Raw genomic sequence first — 13,555 nt, forward strand, 5'->3', positions numbered from 1 at the left:
GCCCACACTGATGAAGCCGACTCGTCTGTTGCTGATCTGGCTGGGCACCCTGGCCGGCCTGTACATCCTCCTGGGCGCGGTGCGTGCCCTGGGTATCGAGGCCGTGCCACGCCTGGACTCGATCGCCTGGGGCCTGTTGCTGGCGCTGTTGCTGCTGGCGCTGCTGGATGCCCTGCGCTTGTCGCGCCTGGCGTCGCCCGAGGTACAGCGCCAGTTGCCCGGCAGCCTGCCCCTGGGACGTTGGAGCGAAGTGCAACTGGAGATCCGTCACCCTTATCAGCAAGCGCTTCAGGTGCAGCTCTTCGACCATCCGCCCCAAGGCTTGAGCTTTGAGCACCTGCCGCAATCGGTGAGCCTGGAGCCGGGCCAGGTCAGCCGGGTGGGGTATAGCGTGCGACCGCTGCAACGAGGACATTTCAACTTCTTCCAGTGTGAAGTCAGCCTGCCCAGCCCACTGGGCCTGTGGACTGCCAGAAGACGGTTGAAAGTCCACGACAGCACCCGGGTCTACCCGGACTTCGCCCGCCTCTATGGCGCGCAGTTGCTGGCAGTGGACAACTGGCTCAGCCAACTCGGGGTGCGCCAACTGCAACGCCGGGGGCTGGGACTGGAATTCAATCAGTTGCGGGAGTTTCGCGAAGGCGACAGCCTGCGGCAGATCGACTGGAAAGCCACCGCCCGCCAGCGCACGCCCATCGCCCGGGAATATCAGGACGAACGCGACCAGCAGATCATCTTCATGCTCGACTGCGGACGCCGCATGCGCAGCCAGGACGGTGAGCTGGCGCATTTCGACCATGCCCTCAACGCTTGCCTGTTGCTCAGCTATGTCGCGCTGCGCCAGGGGGACGCAGTGGGCCTCTACAGTTTTGCCGGAGAACGCTCGCGCTACCTTGCGCCGGTCAAGGGATCGGCCCAACTGAGCGTGCTGCTCAACGGCGTCTACGACCTGGACACCAGCCAGCGTCCAGCCGACTACCAGGCTGCAGCCAGTGAATTGCTGGCGCGGCAGAAGCGTCGGGCGCTGGTGGTGCTGGTCACCAACCTGCGGGATGAAGACGACCAGGAGCTGCTGACCGCGGTCAAGCGCATCAGCCGCCAGCACCGGGTACTGGTGGCCAGCCTGCGTGAGGAAGTTCTCGACCAGTTGCGCCAGAGCCCGGTGCAGACCTTGCCCGAGGCGCTGATCTACAGCGCGGCGGTGAACTACCTCAATAGCCGGGCCGAACTCCATGAGCGCCTGAGCGCCCACGGCATCGCCCTGCTCGACGCCCGTCCAGGCGAGCTGGGAGCGGAACTGGTCAGCCGGTATCTGAGCTGGAAGAAAGCCGGCAGCCTGTAGTGGCTGCCGTGACATTCAGGCCGATGTCTGCAACGGATGGAAACTGAAGTAGTGCCGCAGGGCCTGCTCCAGTTCAGCGAATTCGGCGCTCGCCCGCAGCAGGCTGAATCCGCTGTCGTACTGGTGAGGGGTCAGGTCCTCATGGCACCACAGGCAACAGGCGCTGAAATCGATGAACTGCGCCTGCCCATCACTGCCGGGGACTTTCACCCGCAGCTCGAACTCGGCACCGATCAGCATCGGCAACTGGCTGATCAACATCAGCCCGTCAGCGGAAATATTGCCCAGAAAACCGACAGGCTTGTCGGTAAACCGGTTGAAGACTTTCAAGTAGGACGGCAGTTGATGCCGCTCGATCCGAGGTTCCGTGAACATGCTGGGTATCGCTATGAAAGGTCATTAAGCATGACCGCACTAGTGCTTCGCAACGGGCCATGAGTAGAGGCTCGTTCTCCCGGATTCGAGGTGCGAGGAAAATCTTCACAAGGATTTCAACGCCACTGCGCCAGGCAGGAACCGGGCAGTGTTCGAACAACCTGTACAAATGTTAGCTCAAGCGCGAGGGGCAATTACACTGCCCCTGACCGGTATCGCTTACAACGCTGTGCGGCGAACTTGTGCTGCACCGTTTGCCGGGTAATGCCCCAGTTGCTGCAGGGTGTCCAGGCGGGCGCGAGCACGGTAGGCGTATTCGCTGCTGGGGTACTGGGTAATGATGAACTGATACGTCTGCGCCGCATCCACGAACAACTTCTGGCGCTCCAGGCATTGCCCGCGCAGCATCGACACTTCCGGCTGGATATAACGCCGCGCACGGCTGTCACGGTCAACCTGGCTCAACTCGAGCATCACGCTCTCGCAGTTGCCGCGGTCATAAGCGCGGTAGGCGTTATTCAAATGATGGTTCATGGACCAACGGGTGCAGCCGACAACACTGACGGCCAGGGCAGCAATGAGTACGAATCGCATGGGGTATCTCCTGTCTTGTGCAGTGTATCGACTCATCGGCAAAAATCTTCAAGGTTGTTGCGGTAAACAAACAAAGCAATAAGTAGTGCAAACGAACAATGACTACAACTTCGGAGCATAGTAGCCTCTCGTTGCGCTTGAACTCAGGAGTCCGTGCATGTCCGTTCGTCGTACCAAAATCGTTGCCACCCTTGGCCCGGCCAGTAACTCGCCGGAAGTTCTCGAACAGTTGATTCTCGCGGGCCTGGATGTTGCCCGTCTGAACTTCTCCCACGGCACTCCGGACGAGCACAAGGCTCGCGCCAAACTGGTCCGCGACCTGGCCGCCAAGCACGGCCGCTTCGTGGCCATCCTCGGCGACCTGCAAGGCCCGAAGATCCGCATCGCCAAATTCGCCAACAAGCGTATCGAACTGAAGATCGGTGACAAGTTCACCTTCTCCACCGTGCACCCGCTGACCGAAGGCAACCAGGACATCGTCGGCATCGACTACCCGGATCTGGTCAAGGATTGCGGCGTCGATGACGAACTGCTGCTGGACGATGGCCGTGTGGTAATGCGCGTGGAAACCGCCACCGCTACCGAGCTGCACTGCGTAGTGACCGTCGGCGGCCCGCTGTCCGACCACAAAGGCATCAACCGTCGTGGCGGTGGCCTGACCGCTCCGGCCCTGACCGAAAAAGACAAGGCCGACATCAAGCTGGCCGCCGAAATGCAAGTCGACTACCTGGCCGTGTCCTTCCCTCGCGATGCTGCCGATATGGAATACGCACGCAAGCTGCGTGACGAATCCGGTGGTACTGCCTGGCTGGTGGCGAAGATCGAACGCGCCGAAGCCGTGGCCGACGACGAAACCCTCGACGGCCTGATCAACGCCAGTGACGCCGTGATGGTGGCCCGTGGCGACCTGGGCGTGGAAATCGGCGATGCCGAGCTGGTGGGCATCCAGAAGAAAATCATTCTTCACGCGCGCCGCCACAACAAGGCAGTGATCGTTGCGACCCAGATGATGGAGTCGATGATCCAGAACCCGATGCCGACCCGTGCCGAAGTGTCCGACGTGGCCAACGCCGTGCTCGACTACACCGACGCGGTCATGCTCTCGGCAGAAAGCGCCGCCGGTGCCTACCCGCTGGAAGCGGTCCAGGCCATGGCGCGGATCTGTGTCGGTGCGGAAAAGCACCCCACCAGCAAGACCTCCAGCCACCGCATGGGCAAGGTGTTCGAAAGCTGCGACCAGAGCATCGCCCTGGCGGCCATGTACACCGCCAACCACTTCCCTGGCGTGAAGGCCATCATCGCCCTGACCGAAAGCGGCTACACCCCGCTGATCATGTCGCGCATCCGTTCTTCGGTGCCGATCTACGCCTACTCCCCGCACCGTGAAACCCAGGCGCGTGCAGCCATGTTCCGCGGCGTCTACACCATCCCGTTCGACCCGGCTTCCCTGCCTCCGGAGCAGGTCAGCCAGGCTGCGATCGATGAGTTGCTCAAGCGCGGCGTAGTAGAGAAAGGCGACTGGGTGATTCTCACCAAGGGCGACAGCTACCACACCACCGGCGGCACCAACGGCATGAAGATCCTGCACGTTGGCGACCCGATGGTCTGAGCCCTGGCTCGCTGAACGCAAAAGCCCCGGCGGTGAAAACCCCGGGGCTTTTTTTATCTGCGTCCTACCCTTTAACGACAGGCATCAGCCTTTGGCGAGAAACCCCGACAACGCGGCGATGGCCTCTGGCGAGCGCAGACGCTGAGTGAACTGCACGCCCTCTTCTTCTATCACCTGGCGCAGTTGCTCACGATAGGGAGCCTTCATCAGGCGCTTGCTCACCTGCACCGCCTCCGGCGCCAGTTGGCTGAAACGCAATGCCGCCTCCCTGGCTTTGGCCAGGGCTGCCGCACCATCTCCCAGGGCCGCAGTGGCAATGCCCCAGGCCGCCGCCTGTTCACCACTGAAGCCTTCGCCGAGCAGCAACAGCTCAGCGGCCTTGGCCTGTCCCAGCAAGCGCGGCAGGATCAGGCTCGAGCCAAACTCCGGGCACAGCCCGAGGTTGACGAACGGCATGCGCAGCCGTGCATCACGGCTGACATAGACCAGATCGCAATGCAGCAGCAAGGTGGTGCCAATGCCCACGGCCGCACCGGCCACCGCGGCCACCACCGGCTTGCGGCACTCCAGCAGGTTGCGCATGAACTGGAACACCGGGCTGTCGAGCCCCCTGGGCGGCTGTTGCAGAAAGTCGGCGATGTCGTTGCCGGCGGTAAAGCACTCGCTGCTGCCGCAGATCAGCACGGCATTGATTTGCGGATCGGCGTCCGCCTCGGCCAGGGCTTCGGCCAGACGGCTGTACATGGCACGGGTCAGGGCGTTTTTCTTGTCGGGGCGATTCAGGCGCAGGGTCAGCAGCCCGCCCTCGCGTTGCAGCTCGATGGCATCGGTCATGAAGATCTCGCTCTGGGAAAATCAGCGCTCAACCACGGGGCAGGAACACATCGGCCAGCAGTTGATTGCGCGGCAGCCCCGCCAGGTACAGGCGCCGGGCAAAGGCGTCGACACTGGCGGGGTGCCCGCAGAGTAAGGCCTGGGTTTGCCGGGAAACAAGTCGCAGTTGCGCCAGGGCCGCCGTCAGCTCCGCCCCCTGCCACAGCTCGACACTCAGTTGGGGACGGTTCGCCGCCAGGGCGGCCAAGGGTCTGGCCAGATAATGCTCTGTGGCGTCATGAGCCAGGTGAATGATGCGGATAGGGCCTTGGTGATCCTGACGCAGAGCTTCGCGCAGCACCCCGAACAAGGGCGCCAGACCGGTTCCCGACGCCAGCAGCCAGAGCGGTCGTTGCTGCCAGTCCGGATCGTAGTGCAAGGCGCCACCGCGCAACTCGCCCAGGCGGATCGAATCCCCCAGTTGCAACTGGCGCGCGGCATCGCTGAATTGTCCCGGGTGCCGACAGTCCAGATGAAACTCCAGGAAGCGGTCCTCTTCCGGCAGGCTGGCCAGGGAATACGGCCGGGCGATCTGGCTGGCAGTCCACAGCACCAGGTGCTGGCCGGCGCGATAACGCAATGGCCGCTCAGGTTGCAGACGCAAGCGCAGGACCGTGGGCGATAGCCAGTCGAGCCCGATCACCTGGGCCGGCAGGCCATCGCGCAGCGGATCAAAAGTCTCGACCTGCAGGTCCTCCACCACCTGGCACTGACAGGCCAGACGCCAGCCACGACGGCGCTGTTCATCGCTTAAGGCATCCGGCCGACTGTCGCTGGGCAGGCCCCGGACACAATGCACCAGGCAGGCATGACAACTGCCGGCGCGACAACTGTAGGGCACCGCCACACCGGCCTGATTCAAGGCATCCAGCAGGTTGCTTGCGGGCGCCACCGACCAGCGTCGGCTGCCCACGGTCAATTCAGGCATCGAGGTTTTCCCAGGCGGCGGAACAACGATTGCGGCCGTCGCGCTTGGCCCGGTACAGCGCCTGATCGGCGCGTTGCAGGGCATTGTCCAGATCATCGCCGGCCTGCAGCAGGGTCATCCCTGCCGACAGACTCAGGTCACGCACATTCAGGCCCACCAGTTGCACCTCCATGAAGGCCAGGCGCAGACGCTCACAACAGGACGTCAGGCGCTCGGCATCACACTCGGGCAACAGCACCACGAACTCCTCACCGCCGTAGCGGGCCAGCACATCACCGTCCCGCAGGCAGGCCGTGGCCACTGCGGCGAACGCCTGCAGCACCTGATCTCCGGCCGCATGGCCGTGGAGATCGTTGATGCGCTTGAAATGGTCCAGGTCGATCAGCGCCAACCCATGCACCTGTTCCTCACCCATGGCCTGCAACTCGCGGCTGGCGATACGCAGGAAGTGCCGGCGATTGAACAGCCCGGTCAATTCATCCGTCGCCACCAGGTCTTCCAGTTGCCGCATCATCCCCCGCAGGGTGTCCTGATGAGCCTGCAAGGCAAAGCGCCGCTGACGCATGCGCGAACGCGACGCCTGGACATAGGCGGCGTACAGGCACATCCACACCAGCATCACCAGCAGCACACAGACTTGCAGCGCCGCCAGTTGGGGATCGTCGAGGACAAAGCGATAGCCGTCCCACAGGTTGACCCCGGCAAAACAGAAGAAGATCAGCGCCGCGCAACGCAGATAGGCCCGGCGGGATAAATGAAACAGGCCAAACAGCAGCGGCAGGATATAGAACACCAGGAAGGCGCCCCGGGCCTGATCCAGGTGGGCGATCAGCCAGGTCTGCCAGGCAATGCCCAGGACCACCTGGACTTCGGTCAGGCTGGGGTCGGCAAAGCGCAGGTTACGTCCACTGGTGAACACCCAGTACAGCAGTCCCTGACTGGCCAGCACCAATGCGCTGCCCATCAGTGCACTGCTGATGGAGGCGCGATAGTGCCCCGTAAGAACCGCCAGCCAGAACAGCAGCAGGATCAGTCCGTAGGTGCCCGCAGCAATGCTGAAGCGCTTGAGTAACAAGCTCTGGATGGCTTTATGGGTCAATCGTTGACTCACCGTGAGAAAGGAGGCTTAAAGAGTTTCCTACCCTGCAGGCCAGTTGCCACTTTAGTGCTGCGCCCGGCAAATGACTATCCAAATTTTAAGCCGTGTTCTGCGGTTTCGCCGCTGATTAACGCAAGATCAGTGCCCATCCGATGGGCGACTTTCGTTTGCCTGGCTGGCGGGTGTGCCGGGCCCCCAGGCGCGGTATACTGCCGCGCCTTTTTAGCGTCGCGCCAGTTGTCTGTCCGGCGTGCCTTAGAAGGTGTCTGCAACCGACCGATACACCATGCTGCAGCCACCTTATTAAATGTTCCCGTCTTTTAGAGGAGCGCGACTCATGACCGTGATCAAGCAAGACGACCTGATTCAGAGCGTTGCCGACGCCCTGCAGTTCATTTCCTATTACCACCCCGTGGACTTCATCCAGGCGATGCACGAGGCCTACCTGCGCGAGGAATCGCCGGCCGCTCGTGACTCCATGGCACAGATCCTGATCAACTCGCGCATGTGCGCCACCGGCCACCGGCCGATCTGCCAGGACACCGGTATCGTCACCGTGTTCGTTCGCGTGGGCATGGACGTGCGCTGGGACGGCGCCACCATGAGCCTGGACGACATGATCAACGAAGGCGTGCGTCGCGCCTACAACCTGCCGGAAAACGTCCTGCGCGCTTCCATCCTGGCCGACCCGGCAGGTGCTCGGAAAAACACCAAGGACAACACCCCGGCAGTGATCCACTACTCCATCGTTCCCGGCAACACCGTGGAAGTGGACGTAGCGGCCAAAGGCGGCGGCTCCGAGAACAAATCGAAGATGGCCATGCTCAACCCGTCCGACTCCATCGTCGACTGGGTCCTCAAGACCGTGCCCACCATGGGTGCCGGCTGGTGCCCACCGGGCATGCTGGGCATCGGCATCGGCGGCACCGCCGAGAAGGCTGCAGTGATGGCCAAGGAAGTGTTGATGGAGTCCATCGACATCCACGAGCTCAAGGCTCGCGGCCCGTCCAACCGCATTGAAGAAATGCGCCTGGAGCTGTTCGAGAAGGTCAACCAGCTGGGCATCGGCGCCCAGGGCCTGGGTGGCCTGACCACAGTGCTCGACGTGAAGATCATGGACTACCCGACCCACGCCGCCTCCCTGCCGGTGTGCATGATCCCCAACTGCGCCGCTACCCGTCACGCGCACTTCGTGCTCGACGGTTCCGGCCCGGCCGAACTGGAGGCTCCGCCACTGGACGCCTACCCGGAAATCGTCTGGGAAGCCGGTCCTTCGGCGCGACGTGTCAACCTCGACACTCTGACGCCGGAAGACGTGCAAAGCTGGAAACCGGGCGAGACCGTGCTGCTCAACGGCAAGATGCTCACCGGTCGCGACGCGGCGCACAAGCGCATGGTGGAGATGCTGAACAAGGGTGAAACCCTGCCGGTAGACCTCAAGGGTCGCTTCATCTACTACGTCGGCCCGGTCGATCCGGTAGGCGACGAAGTAGTAGGCCCGGCCGGCCCCACCACCGCCACGCGGATGGACAAGTTCACCCGGCAGATCCTTGAGCAGACCGGCCTCCTGGGCATGATCGGCAAGTCCGAGCGTGGCCCGACCGCCATCGACGCGATCAAGGACAACAAGGCCGTGTACCTGATGGCCGTCGGCGGCGCTGCCTACCTGGTGGCCCAGGCGATCAAGAAGTCCAAGGTCCTGGCCTTTGCCGAACTGGGCATGGAAGCGATCTACGAGTTCGAGGTCAAGGACATGCCTGTGACTGTCGCCGTGGACAGCAAGGGCGAGTCGGTCCACATCACAGGTCCCGCCATCTGGCAGAAAAAGATCAGTGACAGCCTGGCGGTAGAAGTGCAGTAAGCCCTTCTCCCGTTTGGCCAAAGCGGCGGCGCTGTTGAGACAACAGCCCGTCGCTTTTTTTATGGCGCGCCCTTTCGCGACACTGTCGGCGATCAACGTTCCACCCAGCGCTCATGCTATCGTTCCCGCCCCCATTGCAGCCTGCCCCGACTCATGGCCCAGATCTCTCGCCCTCTACGCTTGACGTTCTATATCCTGGTTATTCTCGCTGGCACCGTCATCAGCGCCGGCCTGGCTATGCGCCACGCCGAACGCCAGACGCTGGTGGAGGATGCCGCCCGAGCCAATGAACAGCTGGGGCTGTATGCCAACTCCCTGCACACCCTGATCGAACGCTATCGCGCCCTGCCGGCGGTGCTGGCCCTGGACCCGGAACTGCGCTCGGCGCTTCAGGGCCCAGTGACGGCAGACACCCAGGATGCACTGAACCGCAAACTGGAAAAGATCAACGGCGCCGCCCGCTCCTCGACCCTGGAACTGCTGAACCATGAAGGCCTGGCCGTGGCGGCCAGCAACTGGCGGCTGCCCAGCAGCTATGTGGGCCACAACTATGGCTTTCGTCCCTACTTCAAGCAGACCCGTAGCCAGGGCAGCGGACGTTTCTACGCGGTGGGGGTGACCAGCGGCATTCCGGGGTATTTCCTGTCCAGTGCGGTCAAGGCCGACAACGAGGACTTCCTCGGGGCCATGGTGGTCAAGCTGGAATTCCCCGAACTGGAGCATGAATGGAGCCAGGGCAACGACACCCTGCTGGTGAGCGACGCCCGGGGCATCATCTTTATCGCCAACCAGCCCGGCTGGCGTTACCGGCAGTTGCAAACGCTGTCCGAAAACGACCTGGCGGAGATCAAGCTGACTCGCCAGTACGACAAGCAACCGCTGACGGCACTGCAACACACGGCCCTGCAAAAATTCGATGACAACAGCAGCCTGGTGCGGGTTGAGGGTCCCGAGGGCGTGGCCAACTATCTCTGGGAATCCCTGCCGCTGACTGCCGAGGGCTGGACCCTGCACCTGTTGCGCAAACCGGCGAGCGCTTTCGAGGAAAGTCGCAATGCCGGGCTGGCGGCCGCCGGTGCCTGGCTGACCCTGGTGTTCCTGTTGCTGTTCCTCAGCCAACGCTGGCGCCTGGGGAAGATCCGTCAGCGTAACCGTGAAGAGCTGGAGCAATTGGTCCAGGAACGCACTCGAGATCTGCGCACCGCCCAGGAAGGCCTGGTGCAATCGGCCAAGCTGGCCGCCCTGGGGCAGATGTCCGCGGCCCTGGCCCATGAAATCAACCAGCCCCTGACCGCCCAGCGCATGCAGCTTGCAACGCTGCGGCTGCTGCTGGATCACGGCCGGGTGGATGAGGCCTACAAGGCCCTGCGGCCGCTGGATGACATGCTGACCCGCATGGCCGCCCTCACCAGCCATCTCAAGACTTTCGCCCGCAAGAGCCCCAGCGGCCTGCGCGAACGCCTGGACCTGGCGGCAGTGGTGGACCAGTCGCTGCACTTGCTGGAGACCCGGCTGCGCAGCGAAGACATCGAAGTGGTGCTGCACCTGACCCGCCCGGCCTGGGTCCGCGGCGACGCCATCCGCCTGGAGCAGGTACTGATCAATCTGCTGCGCAACGCCCTCGATGCGATGCAGGACAAGACGCACAAACGCCTGGAAATCAGCCTCGAAGCCGAAGACCAGCTGTGGCAGCTGCGGGTCGCCGACAACGGTGGCGGCATCGCCGAGGAGCACCTGCTGAGCGTGTTCGATCCATTCTTCACCACCAAGCCGGTGGGGGATGGCCTGGGCCTGGGGCTGGCCGTGTCCTACGCCATCGTCCACGAACTGGGAGGCCGCCTGAGCGCCGCCAACCAGGATCAGGGCGCAGTGTTCACCCTCAGCCTGCCCATCGATCTGGAGGCGCACATCCAATGCTGAACTCGGTAATCGTGGTGGATGACGAGGCCAGCATCCGTACCGCCGTCGAACAATGGCTGAGCCTGTCGGGTTTCGAGGTCCAGCTGTTCAGCCGCGCCGAGGATTGCCTGGCGCAATTGCCGAAGAACTTCCCCGGGGTGATTCTCAGCGATGTGCGCATGCCCGGTATCAGCGGCCTGGAGCTGCTGGCCCAGGTCCAGCGCCTGGACCCCGACCTGCCGATCATCCTGCTGACCGGTCACGGTGACGTGCCCATGGCAGTCGAGGCCATGCGCGACGGGGCCTACGACTTCCTGGAAAAGCCCTTCAGCCCCGACACCCTGCTCAGCAGCCTGCGCCGGGCCCTGGACAAGCGCCGTCTGGTCCTGGAAAACCGTCGCCTGCACCAACAGGCTGACAGCCGAGCCAAGCTCGACGCTACCTTGCTCGGTGTGTCCCGGGCCCTGCAGACCCTGCGTCGCCAGGTGCTGGACCTGGCCGCCCTGCCCGTGAATGTGCTGATTCGTGGTGAAACCGGCAGCGGCAAGGAGCTGATCGCCCGCTGCCTGCATGATTTTGGTCCCCGGGCCGCCAAGCCCTTCGTGGCCTTGAACTGTGCAGCAATCCCCGAGCAACTGTTCGAGGCCGAACTGTTCGGCCATGAGAGCGGCGCCTTCACCGGCGCCCAGGGCAAGCGCATCGGCAAGCTGGAGTACGCCCATGGCGGCACGCTGTTTCTCGACGAGATCGAAAGCATGCCCCTGGCCCAGCAGGTAAAACTGCTGCGGGTGCTGCAGGAGCAGAAACTCGAACGCCTGGGCTCCAACCAGAGCATCAAGGTCGACCTGCGGGTGATCGCCGCCACCAAGCCCGACCTGCTGGAGGAGGCCCGGGCCGGACGCTTTCGCGAAGACCTGGCCTATCGCCTGACCGTCGCCGAACTGCGCCTGCCGCCCCTGCGTGAGCGCCGCGAGGATATCGCGCAACTCTACGAACACTTCGCCCAGACCGCCGCCGAGCGCCTGGGACGCGCCGTCGCGCCCTTGAGCGGCCCGCAGTTGAGCCGCCTGCTCAGCCATGACTGGCCGGGCAACGTGCGCGAACTGGCCAACGTCGCCGAGCGTCAGGTGCTGGGCCTCGGAGAACCGGAACCCGAAACCCTCGAAGCCGGGCAGTCCCTTGCAGCACAGCAAGAAGCCTTCGAAGCCCAGTGCCTGCGCGCCGCCCTGACTCGCCACAAGGGCGAGATCAAGGCGGTGCTCAACGAACTGCAGCTGCCCCGCCGGACCCTGAATGAAAAAATGCAGCGTCACGGCCTGACCAGGGAAATGTTCCTCAAAGAGGAATAGCCCCCGCCTGCCGGAATCGGCTTGCCGGCGAAAAGGCCCTCAAGCCAGGTACAGCCCCACCAACGCCCCCACCCGCAAAAGGCGCGCCGCCTGCGCGCGCCTCCCAGGGGCCGCGCTCACTTCGGCAATTTCCCGCCTACCCCACAGGCACCCATAGGCGGATTTCCGCTCATCGCCACCGTTAAACCCCCTCTAGTCCGGGCTTCTCGCCCTTGGCACAGCTCCTGCTATAGCCCCAGTAGGCTGCGCTTGCGCGCGCTCCACAAAAACAATGAATAGAAGGGTCCGTCATGGATATCTCTAATACCCTGCCTGCTGGGTCGGCGGCTGCGCCCGCCCAGGAAAAGACCACCGCCAGCCGTCTGAAATCGATTTTCAGCGGTTCCGTCGGCAACATGGTCGAGTGGTACGACTGGTACGTCTACGCTGCATTCTCGCTGTACTTCGCCAAAGTCTTCTTCCCCAAGGGCGACACCACCGCGCAACTGCTGAATACCGCCGCGATCTTCGCCGTGGGCTTCCTGATGCGCCCGATCGGTGGCTGGCTGATGGGGCTGTACGCGGACCGCAAAGGCCGTAAAGCCGCGCTGATGGCCTCGGTGCTGCTGATGTGCTTCGGCTCCCTGATCATCGCCCTGACCCCGGGTTACGAAACCATCGGCGTCGGAGCTCCGATCCTGCTGGTGCTGGCGCGCCTGATGCAGGGCCTGTCGGTGGGCGGCGAGTACGGCACTTCGGCCACCTACCTCAGCGAGATGGCGACCAAGGAACGTCGCGGCTTTTTCTCCAGCTTCCAGTACGTGACGTTGATTTCCGGCCAGCTCATCGCCCTGGCGGTGCTGATCGTGCTGCAGAACGTGCTGACCACCGAAGAACTGCAGTCCTGGGGCTGGCGGATTCCGTTCGGCATCGGTGCTCTGTGTGCGGTCGTGGCCCTGTACCTGCGTCGCGGCATGGAAGAAACCGAGTCCTTCACCAAGAAGAAAGAAAAGCCCAAAGAAAGCCTGATGCGCACCCTGATGCGTCATCCCAAGGAATTGATGACCGTGGTCGGCCTGACCATGGGCGGCACCCTGGCCTTCTACACCTACACCACCTACATGCAGAAATACCTGGTGAACACCGTCGGCATGAGCATTTCCGACTCCACCACCATCTCTGCAGCGACCCTGTTCCTGTTCATGTGCCTGCAACCGGTGATCGGCGCGCTGTCGGACAAGATCGGTCGGCGGCCGATCCTGATTGCCTTCGGCATCCTCGGCACCCTGTTCACCGTGCCGATCCTCACCACCCTGCACACCATCCAGACCTGGTGGGGCGCGTTCTTCCTGATCATGGCGGCGCTGATCATCGTCAGTGGCTACACCTCGATCAACGCGGTGGTGAAGGCCGAGCTGTTCCCCACTGAAATCCGTGCCCTGGGCGTGGGCCTGCCCTACGCGCTGACCGTATCGATCTTCGGCGGCACTGCGGAATACATCGCCCTGTGGTTCAAGAGCATCGGCATGGAAACCGGCTACTACTGGTACGTCACCGCCTGCATTGCCTGTTCGCTGCTGGTCTACGTGACCATGAAGGACACTCGCAAGCATTCGCGGATCGAGACCGACTGAGAAAAACAACGCC

11 protein-coding genes are annotated in these 13,555 nt (G+C 63.2%); 6 read left to right on the forward strand and 5 right to left on the reverse strand.

All coding sequences use genetic code 11. The features are described 5' to 3' along the window. Nucleotides 1–10 precede the first annotated feature (10 nt). A complete protein-coding gene (locus ACSSVC_RS28460; protein ID WP_492611754.1) occupies nt 11–1,342 on the forward strand; it encodes a DUF58 domain-containing protein in 1,332 nt (443 codons plus the stop codon). A gap of 15 nt (nt 1,343–1,357) precedes the next feature. Here ACSSVC_RS28460 and ACSSVC_RS28465 read toward each other — a convergent pair whose 3' ends face one another. Both ACSSVC_RS28465 and ACSSVC_RS28470 read right to left on the reverse strand, forming a co-directional pair. Next, on the reverse strand, nt 1,358–1,717 hold the full coding sequence (locus ACSSVC_RS28465; RefSeq protein ID WP_346632463.1) for a PilZ domain-containing protein: 360 nt from the start codon (nt 1,715–1,717) through the stop codon (nt 1,358–1,360). A gap of 219 nt (nt 1,718–1,936) precedes the next feature. Then, nucleotides 1,937–2,311, reverse strand: a complete 375-nt coding sequence (locus ACSSVC_RS28470; RefSeq protein WP_123726098.1) for a tol-pal system YbgF family protein — start codon at nt 2,309–2,311, stop codon at nt 1,937–1,939. Nucleotides 2,312–2,468: 157 nt separating this feature from the next. Here ACSSVC_RS28470 and pyk point away from each other — a divergent pair, with 157 nt between their 5' ends. Next, nucleotides 2,469–3,920, forward strand: coding sequence for a pyruvate kinase (gene pyk / locus ACSSVC_RS28475; protein WP_346632464.1), 1,452 nt, complete (start codon nt 2,469–2,471; stop codon nt 3,918–3,920). Between the two features lie 84 nt (nt 3,921–4,004). On the opposite strand, the gene ACSSVC_RS28480 is transcribed toward pyk, so the two are convergent. The 3 genes from ACSSVC_RS28480 to ACSSVC_RS28490 are packed head-to-tail and all read right to left on the reverse strand — an operon-like array spanning nt 4,005 to nt 6,820. After that, complete coding sequence (locus tag ACSSVC_RS28480) at nt 4,005–4,754, reverse strand: enoyl-CoA hydratase-related protein (RefSeq protein WP_346632465.1); 750 nt, start codon at nt 4,752–4,754, stop codon at nt 4,005–4,007. A gap of 28 nt (nt 4,755–4,782) precedes the next feature. Further along, nucleotides 4,783–5,721 carry an iron-sulfur-binding ferredoxin reductase gene (locus tag ACSSVC_RS28485; RefSeq protein WP_346632466.1) on the reverse strand — a complete coding sequence of 313 codons (939 nt, stop codon included), beginning with the start codon at nt 5,719–5,721 and terminating at the stop codon, nt 4,783–4,785. Then, complete coding sequence (locus tag ACSSVC_RS28490) at nt 5,714–6,820, reverse strand: GGDEF domain-containing protein (protein WP_346632467.1); 1,107 nt, start codon at nt 6,818–6,820, stop codon at nt 5,714–5,716. Before ACSSVC_RS28490 ends, ACSSVC_RS28485 begins: the two co-directional genes overlap by 8 nt. A 337-nt stretch (nt 6,821–7,157) precedes the next feature. On the opposite strand from ACSSVC_RS28490, the gene ACSSVC_RS28495 reads away from it, so the two are divergent. The 4 genes from ACSSVC_RS28495 to ACSSVC_RS28510 all read left to right on the forward strand — a co-directional run bounded on the left by ACSSVC_RS28495 (nt 7,158) and on the right by ACSSVC_RS28510 (nt 13,542). After that, nucleotides 7,158–8,681, forward strand: a complete 1,524-nt coding sequence (locus ACSSVC_RS28495) for a fumarate hydratase (RefSeq protein WP_346632468.1) — start codon at nt 7,158–7,160, stop codon at nt 8,679–8,681. Nucleotides 8,682–8,834: 153 nt separating this feature from the next. Further along, nucleotides 8,835–10,601 (forward strand): sensor histidine kinase, encoded by a 1,767-nt coding sequence (locus tag ACSSVC_RS28500; RefSeq protein ID WP_346632469.1) that lies wholly within the window; start codon nt 8,835–8,837, stop codon nt 10,599–10,601. Then, nucleotides 10,595–11,929, forward strand: coding sequence for a sigma-54-dependent transcriptional regulator (locus tag ACSSVC_RS28505; protein WP_346632470.1), 1,335 nt, complete (start codon nt 10,595–10,597; stop codon nt 11,927–11,929). The genes ACSSVC_RS28500 and ACSSVC_RS28505 overlap by 7 nt, the downstream gene beginning before the upstream one ends. 290 nt (nt 11,930–12,219) lie before the next feature. Then, nucleotides 12,220–13,542 carry an MFS transporter gene (locus ACSSVC_RS28510; RefSeq protein WP_346632471.1) on the forward strand — a complete coding sequence of 441 codons (1,323 nt, stop codon included), beginning with the start codon at nt 12,220–12,222 and terminating at the stop codon, nt 13,540–13,542. Nucleotides 13,543–13,555 lie beyond the last annotated feature (13 nt).

The organism is Pseudomonas sp. E1BtOHC1 (assembly GCF_058744285.1).

Excerpts from the sequence above, each read along its gene's own strand:
- ACSSVC_RS28460 (WP_492611754.1), top strand. The coding sequence starts at position 11 with ATGAAGCCGACTCGTCTGTTGCTGATCTGGCTGGGCACCCTGGCCGGC.
- ACSSVC_RS28465 (WP_346632463.1), bottom strand. The coding sequence starts at position 1,717 with ATGTTCACGGAACCTCGGATCGAGCGGCATCAACTGCCGTCCTACTTG.
- ACSSVC_RS28470 (WP_123726098.1), bottom strand. The coding sequence starts at position 2,311 with ATGCGATTCGTACTCATTGCTGCCCTGGCCGTCAGTGTTGTCGGCTGC.
- pyk (WP_346632464.1), top strand. The coding sequence starts at position 2,469 with ATGTCCGTTCGTCGTACCAAAATCGTTGCCACCCTTGGCCCGGCCAGT.
- ACSSVC_RS28480 (WP_346632465.1), bottom strand. The coding sequence starts at position 4,754 with ATGACCGATGCCATCGAGCTGCAACGCGAGGGCGGGCTGCTGACCCTG.
- ACSSVC_RS28485 (WP_346632466.1), bottom strand. The coding sequence starts at position 5,721 with ATGCCTGAATTGACCGTGGGCAGCCGACGCTGGTCGGTGGCGCCCGCA.
- ACSSVC_RS28495 (WP_346632468.1), top strand. The coding sequence starts at position 7,158 with ATGACCGTGATCAAGCAAGACGACCTGATTCAGAGCGTTGCCGACGCC.
- ACSSVC_RS28500 (WP_346632469.1), top strand. The coding sequence starts at position 8,835 with ATGGCCCAGATCTCTCGCCCTCTACGCTTGACGTTCTATATCCTGGTT.
- ACSSVC_RS28505 (WP_346632470.1), top strand. The coding sequence starts at position 10,595 with ATGCTGAACTCGGTAATCGTGGTGGATGACGAGGCCAGCATCCGTACC.
- ACSSVC_RS28510 (WP_346632471.1), top strand. The coding sequence starts at position 12,220 with ATGGATATCTCTAATACCCTGCCTGCTGGGTCGGCGGCTGCGCCCGCC.